Annotated in this window: 17 protein-coding genes; 6 read left to right on the top strand and 11 right to left on the bottom strand. The window is 63.3% G+C overall.

Annotated features, from left to right (window positions below; all coding sequences use genetic code 11):
• Position 1: 1 nt before the first annotated feature.
• The 7 genes from glgA to NLY37_RS02070 all read right to left on the bottom strand — a co-directional run bounded on the left by glgA (position 2) and on the right by NLY37_RS02070 (position 10672).
• On the bottom strand, positions 2–1447 hold the full coding sequence (gene glgA, locus NLY37_RS02100; protein ID WP_023705469.1) for a glycogen synthase GlgA: 1446 nt from the start codon (positions 1445–1447) through the stop codon (positions 2–4).
• Between the two features lie 19 nt (positions 1448–1466).
• A complete protein-coding gene (gene glgC, locus NLY37_RS02095) occupies positions 1467–2732 on the bottom strand; it encodes a glucose-1-phosphate adenylyltransferase (RefSeq protein WP_023670729.1) in 1266 nt (421 codons plus the stop codon).
• 83 nt (positions 2733–2815) lie between these two features.
• Positions 2816–5029, bottom strand: coding sequence for a 1,4-alpha-glucan branching protein GlgB (glgB, locus tag NLY37_RS02090; protein ID WP_023738523.1), 2214 nt, complete (start codon positions 5027–5029; stop codon positions 2816–2818).
• A gap of 71 nt (positions 5030–5100) precedes the next feature.
• On the bottom strand, positions 5101–7563 hold the full coding sequence (locus tag NLY37_RS02085) for a glycogen/starch/alpha-glucan phosphorylase (protein ID WP_023742687.1): 2463 nt from the start codon (positions 7561–7563) through the stop codon (positions 5101–5103).
• A 140-nt stretch (positions 7564–7703) separates the two neighbouring features.
• Positions 7704–8507 (bottom strand): ATP-binding cassette domain-containing protein, encoded by an 804-nt coding sequence (locus NLY37_RS02080; protein WP_245269849.1) that lies wholly within the window; start codon positions 8505–8507, stop codon positions 7704–7706.
• Positions 8483–9544 (bottom strand): ABC transporter permease, encoded by a 1062-nt coding sequence (locus NLY37_RS02075; protein WP_023670725.1) that lies wholly within the window; start codon positions 9542–9544, stop codon positions 8483–8485. The genes NLY37_RS02080 and NLY37_RS02075 overlap by 25 nt, the downstream gene beginning before the upstream one ends.
• Before the next feature lie 150 nt (positions 9545–9694).
• Positions 9695–10672, bottom strand: coding sequence for a sugar ABC transporter substrate-binding protein (locus NLY37_RS02070; RefSeq protein ID WP_081725578.1), 978 nt, complete (start codon positions 10670–10672; stop codon positions 9695–9697).
• Between the two features lie 264 nt (positions 10673–10936).
• On the opposite strand from NLY37_RS02070, the gene NLY37_RS02065 reads away from it, so the two are divergent.
• The 4 genes from NLY37_RS02065 (at position 10937) to NLY37_RS02050 (ending at position 14971) form a co-directional block, all read left to right on the top strand.
• Positions 10937–12163, top strand: coding sequence for an ROK family transcriptional regulator (locus tag NLY37_RS02065; RefSeq protein WP_023742688.1), 1227 nt, complete (start codon positions 10937–10939; stop codon positions 12161–12163).
• Positions 12164–12610, top strand: a complete 447-nt coding sequence (locus tag NLY37_RS02060; RefSeq protein WP_023684581.1) for an RbsD/FucU family protein — start codon at positions 12164–12166, stop codon at positions 12608–12610.
• Positions 12607–13530: a carbohydrate kinase family protein gene (locus NLY37_RS02055; protein ID WP_023684582.1), complete on the top strand. Its 924-nt coding sequence runs from the start codon at positions 12607–12609 to the stop codon at positions 13528–13530. Before NLY37_RS02060 ends, NLY37_RS02055 begins: the two co-directional genes overlap by 4 nt.
• A 298-nt stretch (positions 13531–13828) precedes the next feature.
• Complete coding sequence (locus tag NLY37_RS02050) at positions 13829–14971, top strand: DegT/DnrJ/EryC1/StrS family aminotransferase (RefSeq protein WP_023742689.1); 1143 nt, start codon at positions 13829–13831, stop codon at positions 14969–14971.
• Position 14972: 1 nt separating this feature from the next.
• Here NLY37_RS02050 and cysQ read toward each other — a convergent pair whose 3' ends face one another.
• The 3 genes from cysQ to cysD are packed head-to-tail and all read right to left on the bottom strand — an operon-like array spanning position 14973 to position 18617.
• Positions 14973–15821 (bottom strand): 3'(2'),5'-bisphosphate nucleotidase CysQ, encoded by an 849-nt coding sequence (cysQ, locus tag NLY37_RS02045; RefSeq protein ID WP_198020976.1) that lies wholly within the window; start codon positions 15819–15821, stop codon positions 14973–14975.
• A complete protein-coding gene (cysN, locus tag NLY37_RS02040; RefSeq protein ID WP_023742691.1) occupies positions 15772–17709 on the bottom strand; it encodes a sulfate adenylyltransferase subunit CysN in 1938 nt (645 codons plus the stop codon). The genes cysQ and cysN overlap by 50 nt, the downstream gene beginning before the upstream one ends.
• 2 nt (positions 17710–17711) lie before the next feature.
• Complete coding sequence (cysD, locus tag NLY37_RS02035; protein WP_023670717.1) at positions 17712–18617, bottom strand: sulfate adenylyltransferase subunit CysD; 906 nt, start codon at positions 18615–18617, stop codon at positions 17712–17714.
• Positions 18618–19031: 414 nt separating this feature from the next.
• On the opposite strand from cysD, the gene NLY37_RS02030 reads away from it, so the two are divergent.
• Entirely contained in the window at positions 19032–20324 is a 1293-nt protein-coding gene (locus NLY37_RS02030) for an O-antigen ligase family protein (protein WP_031246419.1), read from the top strand.
• On the top strand, positions 20321–21256 hold the full coding sequence (locus NLY37_RS02025; protein ID WP_023698142.1) for an NAD-dependent epimerase/dehydratase family protein: 936 nt from the start codon (positions 20321–20323) through the stop codon (positions 21254–21256). The genes NLY37_RS02030 and NLY37_RS02025 overlap by 4 nt, the downstream gene beginning before the upstream one ends.
• Here NLY37_RS02025 and NLY37_RS02020 read toward each other — a convergent pair.
• Positions 21244–21783: a sugar transferase gene (locus NLY37_RS02020; RefSeq protein WP_023742693.1), complete on the bottom strand. Its 540-nt coding sequence runs from the start codon at positions 21781–21783 to the stop codon at positions 21244–21246. The genes NLY37_RS02025 and NLY37_RS02020 overlap by 13 nt on opposite strands.
• Positions 21784–21795 lie beyond the last annotated feature (12 nt).

The following is a 21795-nucleotide window of genomic DNA, read 5'->3' as shown; positions in this document are numbered from 1 at the left end:
TTCAGGCAACCCTTTTCGAAAGCAGCAGGCGGTAGAGTTCAACGTATTTGTCGGCGCTCTTGTCCCAGGAGACATCGGCCTTCATGCCCTGGCGCTGGATCTGTTCCCAGACGGCCGGGCTCGAATGCGCATCGACCAGCCGGCGGATGGCGTGCAGCATGGCGCCGCCATTGTTGGGCGCGAACTGGAAGCCGGTGGCGACACCGGCCGAGATCGCTGCTTCATTGGCGTCGATGATGGTGTCGGCAAGGCCGCCGGTGCGGGCGACGACCGGCACGCAGCCATAGCGCAGGCCGTAAAGCTGGGTCAGCCCGCAAGGCTCGAAGCGCGACGGGATGACGATGGCGTCGCAGCCGCCCTGCATGGTGTGGGAAAGCCCCTCGTCATAGCCGACGACGACGCCGACACGGCCGCGATGGCGGGCGGTGGCAGCCAGCAGCGCGCCTTCCAGGCCGGCGTCGCCTGAGCCAAGGATCGCCAGCCGCGCGCCGGTGGCGACGACGCCGTCGACCACAGCCGCCAGTATGTCCATGCCCTTCTGCCAGGTCAGCCGGCTGACGACGCAGACGATCGGACTGTCGTCGCGCTCGAGGCTGAAGCGGTCCTCGACAACCGCCCGGTTGGGAAGGCGAGCCTTCAGCGTCGCGGCGGAGTAGGCCGACACCAGATGCTTGTCGGTCTCCGGGTTCCAGATGTCGGTGTCGATGCCGTTGACGATGCCGTAGAGGTCGGAAGAGCGCATGTTGATGAGGCCGTCGAGGCCCATGCCGAATTCCGGCGAGCGGATTTCCTGGGCATAGGTGGGGCTCACCGTTGTGATCGCCCAGGCCGCCTGCAGGCCGGCCTTGAGGAAGCCGACGCCGCCATAATATTCGACGCCGTCGAGCGCCATCGCCGCGGCCGGCAAGCCGAGCTCGCCAAAAATGCCGGCGCCGAACTGACCCTGGAAGGCAAGGTTGTGAACCGTGATCAGCGACGGTACGCCGACCGCCTTGCCGTAGCGCATGTAAGCCAGCGTCATCGCCGACTGCCAGTCATGGGCGTGCACCAGGTCGGGCTGGTAGCCGGAGATGGCGCCGCCGGCGATATCGCCGCCGACCTGGCTCAGCGCAGCAAAACGCCGCCAATTGTCGGGCCAATCGGCGCCCGCCGCATTGCCGTAGGGGCCGCCCGGACGGTCGTAGAGATGCGGCGCGTCGAGCACGAACAGGTCGAGCCCGGCGATCTTGACGGCATGGACCGAAGCCTTGCCGCCCTGCAGCAGCGGATATTGGTAGACGGCTTTCTTTTTCTTGAAGGCGTCCATCACCTGGGGAAAGCCAGGGATGAGCGTGCGCATGGTCACGCCCTTGGCGGCCAGCGCGATCGGCAATGCGCCGGTCACATCGGCAAGTCCGCCGGTCTTGACCAGCGGGAATATTTCGGGCGTGACCGACAGAACCTGCATGCGTCTATGGTATCCCGTCTTACAGCTTCAGCTTGTCGATCATGTCCTGCGTGACCAGGCAGATGCCCTTTTCCGAAACCCGGAAACGCTTGGCGTCGAGAACAGGGTCTTCGCCAACCACCAGCCCTTCCGGTATCCTTACACCGTGGTCGATGACGACGCGCTTCAACTTTGCGTTCCGGCCGACATGAACGTCGGGCAGCATGACGACCTCTTCCAGCGTCGAATAGGAGTTGATGCGCGCGCCGGTGAAGATCAGGCTGCGCTTCAGCGAAGCACCCGAGACGATGCAATCGCCTGAGACCAGCGAGGACACGGCCGAACCGCGCCGGCCATCCTCGTCATGCACGAACTTTGCCGGCGGCTTCAATTCGGCATAGGTCCAGATCGGCCAGTCACGGTCGTAGAGGTCGAGTTCGGGGGTAATGTCGGTCAGGTCGATATTGGCTTCCCAGTAGGCGTCGACCGTGCCGACATCGCGCCAATAGGCCTCGTTCTCGGCCGTCGAGCGCACGCAGGATTTGGCGAAGCGATGCGCGATCGCCTTACCGTGCTGGACAATGTAGGGGATGATGTCCTTGCCGAAGTCGCGGCTGGAGCCTGGCTCGGCCGCATCGCGGCGCAGCTGTTCCATCAGGAACTTGGTCTTGAAGACATAGATGCCCATGGAGGCCAGCGCGAATTCCGGCTTGTCGGGAATGCCGGGCGGGTCGGCGGGCTTTTCGACGAAGGCGATGATGTTGTCCTTGCCGTCGACATGCATGACACCGAAGCCGGTCGCTTCCATGCGCGGCACTTCGAGGCAACCGACGGTGACGTCGGCATTGGCATCGACGTGCTGGCGCAGCATCAACTCGTAGTCCATCTTGTAGATATGGTCGCCGGCCAGGATGACCATGTATTCCGGCCCATAGGCCTCGATGATGTCGATGTTCTGGTAGACGGCGTCGGCGGTGCCTTCATACCACTGGGTTTCCGAGACACGCTGGGAGGCCGGGAGGATGTCGAAGCTTTCGTTTCGCTCCGGGCGCAGGAAGTTCCAGCCGCGCTGCAGGTGGCGGATCAGCGAATGCGCCTTGTACTGGGTGGCGACACCGAGGCGGCGAATGCCGGAATTCAGCGCATTGGACAGCGCGAAATCGATGATGCGCGTCTTGCCGCCGAAATAGACAGCCGGCTTGGCGCGGCGGTCGGTCAATTCCTTGAGCCGGCTGCCGCGGCCGCCGGCCAGCACATAGGCCATGGCATCGCGCGCCAGCGGCTGGGTTCTCTTCAAGTCTGCCATTTTTACCCTCCCAAATTACCAGTCTGGAGCATCGCCCGGTCCGCAACGAGTCGACGGACCTAATCCGTAACGAGTTGACGGACCTAGTCCGCAACGAGTTCAAGCATGATCGTCGACAGCGGCGGCAAAAGCATCGTTGCCGAAATGCCTCCTCCTTCCGCCCTGGCTTCGACCACACCGCCATTGCCCTTGCCCGAACCACCGTAGTCCGAAGCGTCGGTGTTGATGATTTCGCGCCATTTGCCGACCTTGGGCAATGGCACGCGATAATTGTCGCGCGGCACTGGCGTGAAGTTGGAAATGACGGCGATCGGGTTGCCGCCGGGCGCGTTGCGCAGCCAGGCGAAGACCGAGTTTTCCTTGTCGTCGACGATCAGCCAGGAGAAGCCGTCCGGCTCGCAGTCGCGCGCATGTAGCGCCGGGCGCGAGCGATACAGATAGTTCAGATCGCGCACCGTCTGCCAGACGCCGCGATGCGGGTGGAAGTCGAGCAGGTTCCAGTCGAGCGCACGCGCCTCGCTCCACTCGCGGCGCTGGGCGAATTCCTGGCCCATGAACAACAGCTTCTTGCCGGGATACCCCCACATGAAGGCATAGAAGGCGCGCAAAGTCGCGAACTTCTGCCAGTCGTCGCCGGCCATCTTGCCGAGCAGCGTGCCCTTGCCGTGCACGACCTCGTCATGGGACAGCGGCAGCACGAAATTCTCGGAGAAGGCGTAGGTCAGGCCGAAGGTCAGGTCGTTGTGGTGATGTTTGCGGAAGATCGGCTCCTTGGCGAAATACTCCAGCGTGTCGTGCATAAAGCCCATGTTCCATTTGAAGCCGAAGCCCAGCCCGCCTTCATGCACCGGCGCCGAGACCTTCGGCCATGAGGTCGATTCCTCGGCGATGGTCATCACGCCGGGATGGTGGCCGTAGACCTCCTTGTTCATCTTCTGCAGGAAGGACACCGCTTCGAGGTTTTCGCGGCCGCCCTTCTCGTTGGGGATCCACTCGCCGGCCTTGCGCGAATAATCGAGGTAGAGCATCGAGGCCACTGCATCCACGCGCAAACCGTCGACATGGTATTTCTCGGCCCAGAACAGCGCATTGTTGACCAGGAACGACACCACCTCGCGGCGGCCGAAATTGTAGATCGCGGTGTTCCAGTCGGGATGAAAACCCTTGCGCGGGTCGGCATGCTCATAAAGTGCTGTGCCGTCGAAATTGGCCAGGCCATGCGCGTCGACCGGGAAATGCGCCGGCACCCAGTCGAGGATGACGCCGACGCCGGCGCGGTGCGCACCGTCGACGAAACGGGCGAAGCCGTCGGGGTCGCCGAAGCGCGCCGAGGGGGCATAAAGTCCGGTTGTCTGATAACCCCATGACGGGTCATAGGGATGTTCGGAGATCGGCAGGAACTCGATGTGGGTGAAGCCGGTCTCGACAGCATAGGGGATCAGCTGGTTGGCGAGTTCGTCCCATGACAGGAAGCTGCCATCATCGTGCTGCTGCCACGAACCGGCATGGACCTCGTAGATCGATATGGCTTCGCGCCGGGGATCGGCCTTTCGCCAGTAAGCGCGATGCGCCTCGTCGCCCCATTCATGCGCCGGCGGCACCGCCGTCACTGAGGCTGTGGCCGGGCGCAATTCCGACTTGAAGGCGAACGGATCGGCCTTGAGCGGCAGGCGCACGCCGTCCGGGGCAATGATCTCGTATTTATAGGGGTGGCCGGCGCCGATATCGGGAATGAACAGCTCCCAGATGCCGGTGTCGCGGCGGTCGCGCATCGTATGGCGGCGGCCGTCCCATTCGTTGAAGTCGCCGACCACGGAGACGCGCCTTGCATTGGGCGCCCAGACCGCGAAATGGACGCCCGACGCGCCTTCATGGTCGAGGAGATGGGCGCCGAGCTTGTCGAACAGCCTGAGATGCGACCCTTGGGCGATGTAATAATCATCCATCGGGCCGAGTACCGGGCCGAAGGAATAGGGATCGGTCAGCCACCAGTCGCCGCCGGCATTTTTGGCGTGATACCGCAGCGGCTGGCGCTTCTTGATCGACAGTCTGCCTTCGAAGAAACCGGCGTCGTCGCGCCGCGTGAGTTCGCCGGCGTTCTTGCCGGCCAGCGTGTATGCGGTGACGAACTCGGCATTGGGGACGAAGCAGCGGGCAACCAGGCTCTTGCCGGCATCATGCACGCCCAGGATTGCAAAAGGATCGCCATGCGTGCCTGCAACAATTGCGGCGACATCGCCGGCTGACGCCAGCCCGTCCGACCCGCTCGTCGTCGCGGTCGCGCGCGGTTTCTTCATCAGGCGGTGTCCCTCCCTGGGAACCAGTTCTTGTGCACAAGACCCGTTGCTCGTGGCCTCATGCAATCATATCAGGCGGGCACGTTCCAGATTTCTTTCGCATATTGGCGGATCGTGCGATCGGAAGAGAACCAGCCGACGCGGGCAACGTTGCGGATAGCGCGCGCGTACCAATCGGGGCTGTTGCGCCAGACGGCGTCGACATCGCGCTGGGCGGCGGCATAGGCGTCGAAATCCGCCGCCACCATGAACCAATCGCTGTTGTAGAGACCGTCGACCAGCTCGCGGTAGCGATCCGGCTGGTCGGGCGAGAACACGCCCGACGATACTGCGGCAACAGCCTGCGCCAATTCAGGGGAGCCCTCGATCACGGCGCGCGGGTTGTAGCCATTGCTGCGCCGCTCGGCGACTTCCGCCGTGCTCAGGCCGAAGATGAAGATGTTGTCGTCGCCGACGCATTCCTTGATCTCGACATTGGCGCCGTCGAGCGTGCCGATGGTCAAGGCGCCGTTCAGCGCGAACTTCATGTTGCCGGTGCCCGACGCCTCCATGCCGGCAGTCGAAATCTGCTCGGACAGGTCGGCGGCCGGCATCATCACCTCGGCCAGGCTGACATTGTAGTTCGGCACGAACACCACTTTCAGCAGCCCGCGCACCGACGGGTCGCTGTTGATGACCTTGGCGACGTCGTTGGCCAGTTTGATGATCAGCTTGGCATTGTGGTAGCTGGGCGCCGCTTTGCCGCCGAAGAATTTGACGCGCGGCATCCAGTCCTGCTCGGGATGCGAGCGGATCTGGTCGTAGAGCGCGATCGCTTCCAGGATGTTGAGCAGCTGGCGCTTGTATTCGTGGATGCGCTTGACCTGGATGTCGAACAGCGCCGACGGGTCGAGCTTGATGCCGAGCCGGTCTGCGACCAGATTGGCGAGCTTGACCTTGTTGGAGCGCTTGACGGCGGCGAACTTGTCGCGGAAGGCGGCGTCGCCGGCAAAGGCTTCGAGCCCCTTGATGGCGTCGATGTCGTCGAGGAAACGGTCCCCGATCGCCGCGCGGGCGAGCGCGGTGAGGCCTGGATTGCACTGGATCAGCCAGCGCCGTGGCGTGATGCCGTTGGTCTTGTTGTTGATGCGGTCGGGATAGAGCTTGTGGAGATCGGCAAACACCGTCTCCTTCATCAGCTCGGTGTGCAACGCCGACACGCCATTGATCGAGTGCGAGCCGACAAAGGCCAGGTTACCCATGCGCACGCGGCGGTCGCCATTTTCCTGGATCAGCGAGATGCGGCTGATCTGCTCGTTTGAGAACTGGTTGGTGGCGCGCGCCTCAAGCAGCACCTGCGCATTGATGGCGTAGACGATCTGCATGTGGCGCGGCAAAAGCCGTTCGAACAGCGGCACCGGCCAGCTTTCCAGCGCTTCGGGCAGCAGCGTGTGGTTGGTGTAGCCGAAGGTGCGCTTGGTGATGTCCCAGGCCTGGTCGAAATCCAGGCCATGGACGTCCATCAGCAGGCGCATCAGCTCTGGCACGGCGATCGCCGGATGGGTGTCATTGAGGTGGATCGCCGCCTTGTCGGGCAGCGAGGCCAGATCGCCATACTGGCTGAGATGGCGCTGGACGATGTCCTGCAGCGACGCGGTGGAGAAGAAATATTCCTGCCGCAGCCGCAGTTCCTGGCCGGCCTTGTGGGAATCGGCGGGGTAAAGCACGCGCGACAAGGCATCGGCCTTGTTGCTTTCGGCCAGCGCGCCGATGTGGTCGCCGGCGTTGAACTTGTCGAGCAGGATCGGATCGACCGGCATGCCGGACCAAAGCCGCAGCGTGTTGACGCGGTTGGCGCGCCAGCCGACCACCGGCGTGTCGTAGGCGACGGCCTGGACATGCTCGGTCGGCTTCCAGACGTGACGCTCGAGCCGGCCATCCTTGGAGGTGATCGATTCCACCGAGCCGCCGAAGCCGACCTCGAAGGCACGCTCCCGCCGCTCGAACTCCCAGGGGTTGCCGTGGTCGAGCCAGGTTTCGGGCAGTTCGACCTGCCAGCCGTCATGGATCTCCTGGCGGAACATGCCGTTGGCGTAGCGAATGCCGTAGCCGTGGGCCGGAATGTCGACGGTCGCCATGCTTTCCATGAAGCAGGCGGCGAGCCGGCCAAGACCGCCATTGCCGAGCGCCGCATCCGGTTCGAGCCCGGCGATGAGGTCCAGGTCGACGCCCAGCGACTTGAGCGCTTCTCGCATATTGTCCATCAGGCCGAGATTGGAGAAGGCATCGCGCATAAGCCGGCCGATGAGGAATTCGAGCGACAGGTAATAGACGCGCTTTTCCTGCTGGGCGTAGGCCTCCTGCGTCGCCTGCATCCAGTGATCGACGATGCGGTCGCGCACGACCTTGATCGAGGCGGTCAGCCAATCATATTGCGTAGCAACGGACGTGCCTTTGCCGACCCGGTATTTGAGAGCCAGCAAGACTTCGTCGGCCAGCGTCTTGGGATCGGGTATTTCGAGATCGGGGGCTTTGGCTGTCATTGTTCGCGTCATACTGCCTCTCGTGATCGTGCTGCGATCATACCGGCTTTCGCTCTCAGTCCCAGCCTATCCTAGTGCATCGCAACATACGTTCAATCGATTTAGACCAGCATGCCCCCAGTTCCCCTGCGGCAATTTATCCGTCGAGCGGATCAGGCAGCGAGTGCAGCCTCCGGCGGAACCTTCGCTCCCGTCATGAAGGCGACGGCGTCGGACATGGTATATTGCTTGGGATCGATGACGCAGAGGCGACGTCCCAGCCGATGGATATGGATACGGTCGGCCACTTCGAAGACATGCGGCATGTTGTGCGAGATCAGCACGATCGGCAGGCCTCTTTTCTTGACATCGAGGATCAGTTCCAGCACGCGGCGGCTCTCCTTGACGCCGAGTGCCGCGGTCGGCTCGTCCATGATCACCACGCGGCTGCCGAAAGCGGCGGCGCGCGCCACCGCCACGCCCTGACGCTGGCCGCCCGACAGCGTTTCCACCGCCTGGCTGATGTTCTGGATGGTCATCAGGCCAAGCTCGGTCAGCTTGTCGCGGGCGCGCTTTTCCATTGCCGGCCGGTCCAGCATCCGAAGCCAGTCGCCGAGGAAGCCGGGTTTGCGGATCTCGCGGCCGAGGAACATGTTGTCGGCGATCGACAGGGCCGGCGACAAAGCCAGGTTTTGGTAGACCGTCTCGATGCCCGCCTCGCGCGCCTCCATGGGCGATTTAAAAGCGACAGCCTTGCCTTCAAGACGGATCTCGCCTTCGTCGGGCACGGCGGCGCCGGAAATCGCCTTGATCAGCGATGATTTGCCGGCGCCATTGTCTCCGATGACGGCCAGGATTTCGCCGGGGTAGAGGTCGAAGTCGGCATTGTCGAGGGCGGTGACACGGCCATAGCGCTTGATCAGGCCGCGCGCGGTGAGGATGGGTTCCACGGTCATGCCGAAACCTTTCTGATCCATTGGTCGATCGCCACGGCGCCGATGATCAGCACACCGGTGAGGAGCACCTTCCATTGCGGATCGGCGCCCAGCATGTTGAGGCCCATCGAGACGACGCCGACGATCATCGCGCCGAAAAGCGTGCCCAGAATTGAGCCGCGCCCGCCGAACAGTGAAATGCCGCCGATCACCGTCGCGGTTATCGCCTGCAGGTTGTAGTCGGTGACGGCGGCTGACGGCGAGATCGAGCCGTTGCGGCCAATGGAAACCCAGGCAGCAAAAGCGGCGATCAACCCGGCAAGGGTGTAGACCGTCATCAACACCTTCTTGGTCTGGATGCCAGACAGCTTCGCCGCCTCCTGATCATCGCCAACGGCGTAGACATGGCGGCCCCAGGCGGTGTGATTGAGCACGTACCAGAGGATCAAAACGAGCACGACCGTGGCGATGACGCCCAGTGTCAGCACCGCTGTGCCGATCTTGAAACTCAGGGCAAAGAGATGCAGTAGCGGCGCCTGGGCGTCGACGTCGGTATCGCGGATCGTCTCATTGGCCGAATAGATGAAGTTCGTCGCCATGACGATGTTCCAGGTGCCGAGCGTGACGATGAACGGCGGCAGCTTCATGTAGGCGACCAGCAAACCGTTGAGCAGGCCGCAGGCTGCGCCGGCGGCAAGCCCGATGGGCACTGCGAGCACGGCCGGCATGCCGTAGCTGACCGCGCAATTGCCCATGATCACGGCCGAAATCACCATGATCACGCCGATCGACAGGTCGATGCCGGCGGTCAGGATGACCAGTGTCTGCGCGGCACCGAGGATGCCGACGATGGCGATCTGCTGCAGGATCAGCGTCAGCGTATAGGATGAGAAGAAACGCCCGCCAATGGCGATGCCGAAAATTACGATCGACAGGACCAGCACAATCAGCGGCACCGCCGCCGGCGTGGAGTGCAGGAAATGCTGGATGCGCTTGACGGCCGATTTGTGCTCGTCAAAGGCGGCAACGCTTGTGTCGCTGCTCGAGAGAACCTTCTCGAATTCCTGTGCTTGAGCCATGTTTCCTCCCCTGGGCTTCAGCTCCATGCCGATACCCGCTCGCGCCTGTCCGGTCTGCTGCCGGGATTATTCGCGTGACGCATCGTCCACCCGAAGCGGCCGGGGATCAAGCCCCCGGCCGTCAGCTTGTCGCTGGCTGTCAGACAGCCATCAGCCCCAGCACTTGGCGAGGCCTTCCTTGGTGTCGATCGACTTCACGCCATTGGCCGGCTTGTCGGTGACGAGGTTGACGCCGGTGTCGAAGAAGTTCTTGCCTTCGGTCGGCTTAGGCTTGGCGCCGTCCTTGGCGAAGGCGGCGATCGCCTCGATGCCGAGTGCCGCCATCTGCAGCGGGTATTGCTGCGAGGTGGCGCCAATGACGCCTTCGGTCACCGACTTCACACCGGGACAGCCGCCATCGACCGAGACGATCAGCACCTGGCTTTCGAGCCCGACCGCCTTGAGCGCCTGGTAGGCGCCGACAGCGGCGGGCTCGTTGATGGTGTGGATGACGGTGATGGAGTTGTCCTTCTGCAGAAGGTTTTCCATCGCCTTGCGGCCGCCTTCTTCATTGCCGTTGGTGACGTCGTGGCCGACGATGCGGGCATCGTCCTCATCGCCGATCTTGTTGGGATCCTTCACGTCGATGCCGAAGCCCATCATGAAGCCCTGGTCGCGCAGCACATCCACGGTCGGCTGTGAGGGGGTCAGGTCGAGGAAGCCGATCTTGGCGTCCTTGGCCTTGTCGCCGAGGGTCGCGGCTGCCCAGGCGCCGATCAGCTTGCCGGCTTCCAGATTGTCCGTCGCGAAGGTCGCGTCGGCGGCATCGATCGGGTCCAGCGGGGTATCGAGCGCGATCACCAGCAGGCCGGCGTCACGCGCCTTCTTCACCGTCGGCACGATGCCCTTGGTGTCGGACGCGGTGATCAGGATGCCCTTGGCGCCGTCGGCGATGCAGCTTTCGATCGCCGCCACCTGGCTCTCGCTATCGCCGTCGATCTTGCCGGCATAGGTCTTGAGGTCGACGCCAAGTTCCTTGGCCTTGGCGGTCGCGCCCTCCTTCATCTTGACGAAGAAGGGGTTGGTGTCGGTCTTGGTGATCAGGCAGGCGCCGACGCCGGCGGCCGATGCTGTCGAAGCAAACGCCATCAGGCCGAGGCCCGCCGCGGCGAACACGGTGGACTTCAATAAAGCTTTGGTCACGATCTTCCTCCCATGGAACCATGCGGATGCCGCCAACCGGCATCTCGAGCGCATCCACTGAAGTTCTCCCAGTGTGGACGCGCCCTCAAATGACACCAGCGGGAGCCGCCTGTCAATAATTAAATCACTCTTATTTATTATTGACAGCTTTGCGCGGTTCACTCATTCTGCCGCAAAAGCAGTAAGAATAAACCAAGGGAAGGAACAAGGGTGGAGACCGGCATTGCGAGGCACGGTTCGCCCGAGGCGGCCGCCAGCCGTCTCCACCGTGGCACCAACCAGAGCGGCATGCGCGACCACAATGAGCGGCTGGTGCTGTCGTTGGTTCGCCAGCACGGCAGCTTGGCCAAATCAGACATTGCGCGCATGACCGGGCTTTCAGCGCAGACCGTCTCGGTCATCATGCGCGAACTGGAGGAAGACAGCCTGCTGCTGCGCCAGGCGCCGTTGCGCGGCAAGATCGGCCAGCCCTCCATCCCGATGGCGCTGAACCCCGAAGGCGCCTTCTTCATCGGCCTCAAGATCGGCCGCCGCAGCGCCGAACTGGTGCTGATCGATTTCCTCGGAACTGTGCGTTCCATGCTGCAGCACTCCTACCGCTATCCGGCGCCGCGCGAGACGGTTGAGTTCGTCACCGAAGGCATGAAGACGATGCGCGCCGAACTGACACCGGCGCAGGACAAGCGCATTGCCGGGCTCGGCATCGCCATGCCGTTCGAACTGTGGAACTGGGCCGACACCGCCGGCGCGCCGCGCGACATCATGGACGAATGGCGCCATCGCGACATCCGTGCCGACATCCAGGCGCAGTGCGAATTCCCGGTCTATCTGCAGAATGACGCCACCTCCGCCTGCGGCGCCGAACTGGTGTTCGGCCAGACCGGCGGGGCGCGCGACTTCGTCTATTTCTATATCGGCGCCTTTGCCGGCGGCGGCATCGTGCTCAACGGCCGGCTGTTCGGCGGGCCAACCGGAAATGCCGGGGCGCTGGGTTCGATGCCGGTGCCGGGACCAGACGGCAAGCCGACGCAGCTCATCGACGTCGCCTCGATCGCCATGCTGGAAAAGGCGCTTAACGCACGCGGCATTGACGGCTCCTATCTCTGGACCTCGCCGCAGGAATGGGGCGAGATCGGCGCCGATCTGGACGACTGGATCGCCAGCGCCTCGCAGGCGCTTGCCTACGCCATTGTCGCGGCGTCCTCGGTGATCGACTTCGAGGCCGCGGTGATCGATGGCTGGATGCCGCTCGCCGTACGCCGCCGGCTCGTCGATGCCGTCGGGCAGGCGATCGGCACGATTGACGGCGAAGGCCTGAAGCTTCCGGTGGTACGCGAAGGCACCGTCGGCATCCATGCCCGGGCGCTGGGCGGCGCCAGCCTGCCGTTGTCCGAACGCTTCCTCATCGGTTCGAACACCATTTCCCGGAGCACCTGAATGCTGATTGGTATTCCGTCGCTGCTCGGTCCGGAGCTTCTGGCGACATTGCGCGCCATGGGCCATGGCGACGAGATCGCGCTTGTCGACGGCAACTATCCGGCGGAAGAACAGGCGAACCGGCTGATCCGCGCCGACGGTCTTCACCTCATACCGGTGCTTGACGCCATTTTGAGCGTGCTGCCGGTGGACGACTTCGTGCCGGAAGCGCTGTTTCGTGCCTCGGTAAAAGGCGATCCCTCGGTCGCCGATCCGGTCCACCATGAAATCGAAACGATCTGCACCAGGCGCGCGCCGGGCCGGAAGGTGGTTGCGCTGGCGGGCGCCGACTTCTATGCACGCGTCCGGTCGGCATATGCGATCGTCGGGACCAGCGAACCCCGGCTCTACGCCAACATCATCATCCGCAAGGGCGTGATCTATCCGCCGGAGAACAAGAAATCATGATCCTCTGCTGCGGCGAAGCCCTGATCGACATGCTGCCGCGCACCACGACACAGGGCGAGCCGGCCTTTGCGCCCTATGTCGGCGGCGCGGTGTTCAACACGGCGATCGCGCTTGGCCGCCTCGGCGCGCCCGCCGGCTTCTTTTCCGGCCTGTCGTCGGATCTGTTCGGCGGCCAGTTCCGCGAGGCGCTCGGCGCAAGCAAGGTCAGCTCCACCTATGCGCACACCTCCCCTCGCCCGACCACGCTCGCCTTCGTGCGGCTCACCAACGGCCAGGCGACCTACACTTTCTACGACGAAAACACCGCCGGGCGCATGCTGACGACAGAGGATCTGCCGAAACTGGGCGCCGAGATCGAAGCCATGCTGTTTGGCGCCATCAGCCTGATTTCGGACCCGGCGGGTGCTGCCTACGAAGAATTCATGAAACGCGAGCACGAACGCCGCGTCATGATGCTCGACCCCAACATCCGGCCGAACTTCATCCCCGACAAAGCCAAGCACCTCCGGCGCATCCGCTCGATGATGGCGATGGCCGACATCGTGAAGCTATCGGATGAGGATCTGCACTGGTTCGGCGAGGCCGGCTCGCATGAGGACGTCATCCGCAACTGGCTGGATCGCGGCCCGAAGCTGATCGTCGTTACCCACGGCAGCGAAGGTGCCGTCGGCTACAGCAGGGAACACAAGGTCACGGTGATGCCGCATAAGGTGGAGGTGGTCGACACGGTCGGCGCCGGCGACACTTTCAATGCCGGCATTCTGGCCTCGCTGCACGAGCAAGGCCTGCTCACCAAGGCCGGGATCGGCGGCCTTTCGGAGGACGCCATCCGTCAGGCGCTGGCGCTCGGCGCAAAAGCGGCGGCGGTGACCGTGTCGCGGGCCGGCGCCAACCCGCCCTGGCGGCACGAAATCGCCTGATCCACGCTTAGTCCGCCGCCAGCCGCTGCAAGCAGCCGATCACTTTATGTTTCCGCGAGCCGGAAAGACGCACTGAATTAGCCGGATTAATAGGCGGCGAAGCCCGGATTTCCGGCATCTTGCGGCAATGCAGGGAAAGCCTGAAGTAACAGGCTGCGACACCTAGACAACCCGTCCCGCGGCCGGTCCGGCTTTCTAGACCGGCCCAACTCTGGTACCAGCGGCCCGGTTAAGTTGTTGTTTCTGTGCGTGTCATTGTCCCCGGGGCAGCCCGCACCACACCGTTTTTGAGGCCGACATGCAGTTCATCGATCTTGGCGCGCAGCGCGAACGTATCCGCGACCGGCTGAAGGCCGCGATCGACAATGTCGTCGAGGAAGGCCGCTATATCCTCGGACCGCAAGTCACCGAATTCGAAAACAAGCTCGCAGCCTATATCGGCACCAAGCATGTCGTGGCCTGCGCCAACGGCACCGACGCGCTGCTGTTGCCGCTGTTTGCCGCCGGTATCGGCCCCGGCGACGCGGTGTTCGTGCCGAGCTTCACCTTTGCCGCGACGGCGGAAGTGGTGGCGCTTGCCAAGGCCGAACCGGTTTTCGTCGATGTGGACGCCGAGACCTACAACATCGACATCGCCAGCCTCGAGGCGGCGATCGCCATGATCAAGAAGGAAGGCCGGCTGAAGCCGAAGGCGATTATTCCCGTCGACCTGTTCGGGCTTGCCGCCGCCTACGAGGCGATCATGGCGATTGCCAAGCGCGAAGGGCTGCTGGTGATCGAGGATGCCGCGCAGTCGATCGGCGGTTCGGCCGACGGCACAATGTGCGGCGCCTTCGGCCATGTCGGCTCGACCAGCTTTTATCCGGCCAAGCCGCTGGGCTGCTACGGCGATGGCGGCGCGATGTTCACCAATGACGACGCGCTGGCCGACCAGCTGCGCTCGTTTGCGTTCCACGGTAAGGGCGAGACGCAGTATGACAATGTCCGCGTCGGCATCAATTCACGCCTCGACACGATCCAGGCGGCGATCCTGATCGAGAAACTCGCCATCCTCGAAGACGAGATGGTCGCCCGCCAGGTGGTGGCCAAGCGCTACGCCGAAGGTCTCGGCGACATCGTCAAGGCGTCACGCAATCTGGGCGGTGGCCGCTCGGCCTGGGCGCAATACGCCATCGAGACGCCGAAGCGCGACGGGTTGAGGGCGCATCTCGGCGAAAAGGGCATCCCTTCGGTGATCTATTATGTGAAGCCGCTGCACGAGCAGGTCGCCTATCGCGACTATCCGCGCACGCCGACCGGGCTTGCGGTTTCGGAGGAACTGCCGAAGCGCATCCTGTGCCTGCCGATGCATCCCTATCTCAGCGAAGCCGACCAGGACCGCATCATCGAGACGATCCGCAACTACATTGGCTCGAACTCGGCGCATGTAGCGGCGGCGTAAGTTACGCCGCGTCCGCCGCCTTCCCGCTCGCAATAAAATGCGGGTTGGCGAAATCCTCGTCGTCGCTCTGTTTGCGCTTGCCATAGGTGAGCGGCTCGCCGTCCAGCGTGCGCGTCATGCCGCCGGCGGCGCGCAGTACGGCGTCGCCGGCCGCCGTGTCCCATTCCATGGTGCGGCCGAAGCGCGGATAGATGTCGGCTTCGGCTGCGGCGAGCAGGCAGAATTTCAGCGATGAGCCGACCGAGACGATCTCGGCGGCGCCGAGATCCTTGATGAAGGCTTCGGTCTCCGGGGTGTTGTGCGAGCGGCTGGCAACGACCGCCAGCGGCGTGACCGCCCTCCTAACCGAAATCCGCCGGCGGCCGACGATACGGAAGTCGCCATCGACCTCGATTGCTTCGGCCCAGCCCGGCCGTCCAGAGAAGAACCGCCCGCTGCACGGTGCGAAGACGACGCCGATCTCCGGCACGCCGTGCCGGACAAGCGCGATGTTGACGGTGAAATCGGTCCGGCGGTTGACGAATTCCTTCGTTCCATCGAGCGGATCGATCAGGAAGAAGGCGCCATCCAGATCGGGCGGCACAATGCCTTCGGCGACCTCTTCCTCGGCCACGCAGGGAATATCGGGATAGGCCGCACGCAGGCCGGCGAGGATGATCGTCTCGCTCTCGCGGTCGGCTTCCGTGACCGGCGAGGAGTCCGACTTGCTGTCGACCGCGCAGCCGGCCTTGAAGACCCGCATCACCTCGCGTCCGGCTTCGAGCGCCAGGCGCTCGAACACGTCGAGCACCACTTCGTCGTCAGATGCCGCCGCCGCTGTCATATTGGTCTTCGGCAATGTCGCGCTCATTCAGCCAGTGTTCCAGAGCCTCTACCATCTCCTCGGCCGTCTTGCCGAGTGTCTTGAGATGGATTTCGGGATTTTCGGGAGCTTCATACGGGGAATCGACGCCGGTGAAGTTCTTGATCTCGCCATTCAGCGCCCGTGCGTAAAGGCCTTTCGGGTCGCGTCGGGCGCATTCCTCGAACGGCGTATCGACGAACACTTCGACGAACTCGCCGTCGGCCATCAACTCCCTGGCCATGCGCCGCTCGGCGCTGAAGGGCGAAATGAAGGAGACGATGACGATCAGCCCGGCATCGGCCATCAGCTTTGCCACTTCGGCGACACGGCGGATGTTTTCGACCCGATCGGCGTCGGTGAAGCCGAGATCGCGGTTGAGGCCGTGGCGGACATTGTCGCCGTCGAGAATGTAGGTGTGGCGCCCGGAAGCGAACAGCTTCTTCTCAAGCAGGTTGGCGATGGTCGACTTGCCCGAACCGGAAAGGCCGGTGAACCAGAACACGGCGGGACGCTGGCTCTTCAAGTCGGAACGACCGCGCTTGCCGACATCGAGCGACTGCCAGTGGATGTTTTCGGCGCGGCGCAAGGTATGCAGGATCATGCCGGCGCCGACCGTGGCATTGGTGATGCGGTCGATCAGGATGAAGGCGCCGGTATCGCGATTGTCGGCGAAGGTGTCGAAGGCGATCGGCGCCCGGGTCGAGATATTGCAGATGCCGACTTCGTTCATCTCGAGCGACTTCGCCGCCTCGCGAGCGAAGTCGTTGACGTTGACGCGGTATTTCAGGTCGGTGACGGTGGCGCTGGTCTGGTCGGTCTCGGTGCGCAGTATATAGGAGCGTCCCGGCAGCAGCGCTGCCTCGTCGAACCAGACGATGTTGGCGGCGAACTGGTCGGCGACCTGCGGCCGTGCCGCCGGCGACACCAGCATGTTGCCTCTGGAGACCTCGACCTCGTCATCGAGCACAAGGGTGATGGCCTGGCCGGCCACCGCCTGGGCAAGATCGCCGCCTTGCGCGACGATGCGCTTGACCCGCGAGGCCTTGCCGGATTTGGCGACCACCACCTCGTCGCCCTGCGCGACGGAGCCGGACGCGATGGTGCCGGCAAAGCCGCGGAAGTCGAGATTGGGCCGGTTGACATACTGCACCGGAAACCGGAACGGCAGTTCGACCGCGGCCTCGTCGACCGATATGGTTTCGAGATGCTCGATCAGCGACGGGCCGGAATACCACGCCGTCTTGCCGGAGCGGCTGGTGACATTGTCGCCATAGCGGGCCGACATCGGGATCGGCACGATCGTCTGGAAGCCGAGCTCGTGCGAGAACTGCCGGTAATCCTCGACGATACGGTCGAACACCGCCTGGTCGAAATCGACGAGGTCGATCTTGTTGACGGCAAGCACGATATGGCGGATGCCGAGCAGCGAAGCGATGATCGAGTGGCGCCGGGTCTGGCGCAGCACACCCTGGCGCGCATCGATCAGCACGATGGCGAGATCGGCAGTCGATGCGCCGGTCGCCATGTTGCGGGTGTACTGTTCATGGCCGGGGGTGTCGGCGACGATGAACTTGCGCTTGGGCGTGGCGAAGAAGCGGTAGGCGACGTCGATGGTGATGCCTTGCTCGCGCTCGGCCTCGAGGCCGTCGACCAGAAGCGCGAAGTCGATGTCGTCGCCAGTGGTGCCGTGCTTGCGGGAATCGCGCTCGAGTGCGGCGAGCTGGTCCTCGAAGATCTGCTTTGTGTCGGACAGAAGACGGCCGATCAGCGTCGACTTGCCGTCGTCGACCGAGCCGCAGGTGAGGAAGCGCAGCAGCGACTTCTTCTCCTGCGCCGCCATGTATTCGCGCACGCCGTCGGTGGGAGCGAGGCTCTTGGCCAGGATATGGCGCATGCTCAGAAATATCCCTCGCGCTTCTTCTTTTCCATCGAGCCGGCTTCATCGCGGTCGATGAGGCGGCCCTGGCGCTCGGAGGTGCGCGCCGTCAGCATCTCGCCGACGATGGCTTCGAGCGTGTCGGCGTCGGATTCGATGGCGCCGGTCAGCGGATAACAGCCGAGCGTGCGGAAACGCACCAGACGGTTCTCCATCGTCTCACCGGGGCGCAATTGCATGCGATCGTCATCCTTCATGATCAGCATGCCGTCGCGTTCGACCACCGGCCGCTCCTTGGCGAAATAGAGCGGCACGATCGGGATGTTTTCCTGCAGAATGTACTGCCAGATATCGAGCTCGGTCCAGTTCGACAGCGGAAACACGCGGATCGATTCGCCCGGCGCGATGCGGGTGTTGAAGATCTTCCACATCTCCGGCCGCTGGTTCTTCGGGTCCCAGACATGCTGGGCGTTGCGGAAGGAAAAGATGCGCTCCTTGGCGCGCGACTTCTCCTCGTCGCGCCGAGCCCCGCCGAAGGCAGCGTCAAAGCCGTATTTGTCGAGCGCCTGGCGCAACGCCACCGTCTTCATGACATGGGTGTGGGTGTTCGAGCCATGGTCAAAGGGGTTGATACCGTCGCGCACGCCGTCTTCATTGACGTGGACCAGCAGGTCGAAGCCGAGCTTCTGCGCCATCTGGTCGCGAAAGGCGATCATCTCGCGGAACTTCCAGGTGGTGTCGACATGCAGGAAGGGGAAAGGCGGCTTGGCCGGATAGAAGGCCTTCATCGCCAGATGCATCAGCACGGAGGAATCCTTGCCGACGGAATAGAGCATCACCGGCTTGGAGAAGGAGGCGGCAACCTCACGGAAGATGTGGATGGACTCGGCCTCGAGCCGCTGCAGGTGCGTAAGCGCGATGTTCATGGACTGTGAGCGTTCTCTCGTGCAATCCAGACCTTGCATCAGATGGATCGGGCGTCCTTTTCAGCCGCCCGGTTCAAGCTTCACTGCTGGACACTATCGGTTCGTGCCGGCGTTCTAGCAGATCGCCACCTGATATAACAACGCTGGAAAGGCCGGCGGCCACACCGATCGGCAACGAATTTTCCATGAAAAGCCTAGAATCCGAAAATTCCTGCCCGACGGAGCGATAGCATTCAAAGGCCGGGAAAAATCTTGCCTGGACCGAAAGAAACGCCGGCCCGACCTCGTCGCACTTTCGAAAACCGCACCCAGCCGCTATACCGGCTCCTGAACCTGCGCCGGGCGGCATGCCGCAAATGCCGCCGCCAAACATCGTCCGTCGCCAAGCGACCCAGCGCATTGTGAACCAGAGCATTGACCCCGATTTCCGCCATCAAGCAGCACGTTTCGCCGTCACGGATCAACATCAGCTTCTCCATTCTGTGCTTCTTTTTCCCGCCGGTGCTGGGATCGGCGGTCAGCTTTTTGTTCAATGGTGGCGGCCTGTGGTCGGTGCTTCTGCTTGCGTTGAAAAGACGGCGTTTCAACATTGACCGGCCGATGACCGCGATGACGGTGGCCATCTATGCCTATTGCGCAGCCAGCGTGTTCGCCTCCATCGTCAACAATTCGATCGCCAGGGATGCGCCGCATCTGGCAGGGCTGATCACCTTCCTGTTTTTCCCAGTCTCATATGCGACCTGGAGCATCACCGAGAAAACCACGCTGACGCGCATCGTCGTGCTGGCGAGCGCCGCCGCCTGTTTTGGCGCCGTGCTGCTGGCGGTCGTGCAATATCACGGGCTGGGCATACGGGCCGAAGGCGGCGCCGGCAATCCGATCGTGTTCGCGACCGTCGCCTGCCTCAGCATGATGATGTGCCTGGCAGGCGCCTTATCGGGTGTCGAAAAGAACAGGGCGTTGCTGGCCTGCGCGACACTGGCCGGCGCGGTCGCCATTGTCTATTCGGGATCGCGGATCATCTGGCTGGCGATGCTGGTGGCCGGCATCGCGATCCTGCTGATCAACCGTCGCAAGCTCAACAACAGAAACGCCATTCGGCTTTTGCTGATTGCGGGGGCGACCGGCATCGTCATCGCTGTCATCGGTCTCCCCATCATTTCCGAGCGCGCGGCCTTCCTGTTCAGCGACTGGGATGCGCTCGCCACGAAGGGCGACCACACGACCGCGCTCGGCTTGCGCGCCGCACTTTGGCAGATTGGGCTGAGCGCCTTCCACGACATGCCGATTTTCGGTCACGGCATTGCTGCAAGCCGTGAGCTGATAAAGGATGGATTCCACAATCAGTTCCACATGCCGTCCACGGGCTTCAGCCATTTTCACAATGGCTTCCTGACTGCATTGGTGGAGGCCGGGCTGCTTGGAGCCGTAACGCTCGCGGCTGTGTTCTTCGTTGCCGCGAGAAACGCGGCCATCGTGCTGCGCACCAGCACGGACGCGATCGAGCGGTTCGGCGCCACGATGATTGTCGTCACTGCGATCACCTACCTCATCGGCGGCCTGACCGGCATCCTGGTCGGCCACGACATCCTCGATGCCACACTGATGGTGTTCCTGGTGTCCGGGACATATCTTGCATCGGGCCGGCAACAAATGCTGCCGGAACAACAGGCACCGGCCCCGGCCCCCCAGGCAAGCCGGCCGTGAAAGTGCTGGTCACAGGCGCGACGGGTTTCATCGGCAGGCAGGTCGTCAACCAGCTGCGCGAAGCCGGGTTCGGGGTGCGCATGGCATCGCGCCACCCGGAACGGCTCGATCCCGTGAGCGATGCGGTTTTGTTGCCGGACTTCGACGCACCGGCTCAGGCATACCAGGCGCTGATGCGAGATATCACCCATGTCGTCCACTGTGCGGCGCTCAATAATGACCGCAAGGCGAGCGAAGCCGACTTCATGGCAGCCAACGCGACACTGACCGCGCAGCTGGCGCGCGCGGCCGCCTCGCGGACAAGCGGGCGCTTCATCTATCTGTCGTCGATCCGGGCAGTAGCCGGTCCCGGTTTCAGCGGAACGATCAGCGAGGCGACGCTCCCTGCCCCGCAATGCGCCTACGGGCGCTCGAAACGCGAAGGCGAGATCAAGACACTGGAAGCCTATGCGTCCAGGCCCTCCGATGCCACCGCGCTGCGCCTGCCGCCGGTCTATGGCGAAGGCATGAAGGGAAACCTGCGTGGAATGATGCGGGCTGCCGCCATTGCCTTACCATTGCCCTCAGGCGCTTTCACCGCAGTTCGTTCGCTGATATCGCGCGACGCGGTGGCTGGCGCCGTGGCGCATCTTTTGACTCGTCCCACGCCACCGCGCCCGACCTATGTCCTGGGCGATGCTTCCCCCGTTGCGATGTTCGAAATCTTGACTGCATTCAGGCACGGATACGACGTTCCGACCCGGCTCGTTCCTGTGCCGGCCTGGCCATTCAGGCTGTTCGCCACACTGCTTGGCAGAAAAGCAGCGTACGACGCTTCCATGGCGACACAGATTTGCGACCCGTCACTGCTGATCTCGGAAGGCTGGATGCCTGAAACCGACACGCTCGGCCGGATTGAGGAACTTGCACGACAGGCCCGTCAGGTCCGGTAGATTGTGCCAAGCAGGATTTTGACGTCGAGTCCGATCGAGGCTCCCCTGAGATATTCGGCATCCGTTTCGGCGCAGAGTTTCGGATCCGACATGTCGATGCCTTTCATCTGTGCCAGCCCGGTAATGCCCGGAAGTGCGGCAAGCACACCCAATTGCCTGCGGCGTTCGATCAATTCGGTTTGCGTGGGCAGGCATGGACGCGGCCCAACCAGGCTCATCTCGCCCTTGAGCACGTTCCAGAGCTGCGGCAGCTCGTCGATCTTGAATTTCCGCAGCACCTTGCCGACGGCAGTGACGGACATTGCCGGCGCCTGATGCGAGGGCAGAGACGGCGTTCCCACAACCATCGTGCGCAGCTTGTGGCAGGCAAACGGCACCCCGTGCTGGCCGACACGGGTTTGAGAGAAGAGTGCCGGTCCAGGCGACGTCGTCCTGATTGCCAGCATGGCAAGCAGTACGAAAGGCGAGGCCAGTGGCAGCAGCAGCGCCGCCACCGCCAGGTCGAAAGCTCGCTTGGGTTCCCTCATGGCCGTGTCTGC

The sequence above is a fragment of the Mesorhizobium sp. C395A genome (assembly GCF_030323205.1).
GTDB lineage: Bacteria > Pseudomonadota > Alphaproteobacteria > Rhizobiales > Rhizobiaceae > Mesorhizobium.
Note: the sequence above shows the minus strand (reverse complement) of the source record. Positions and strands in the feature narration are given on the sequence as shown.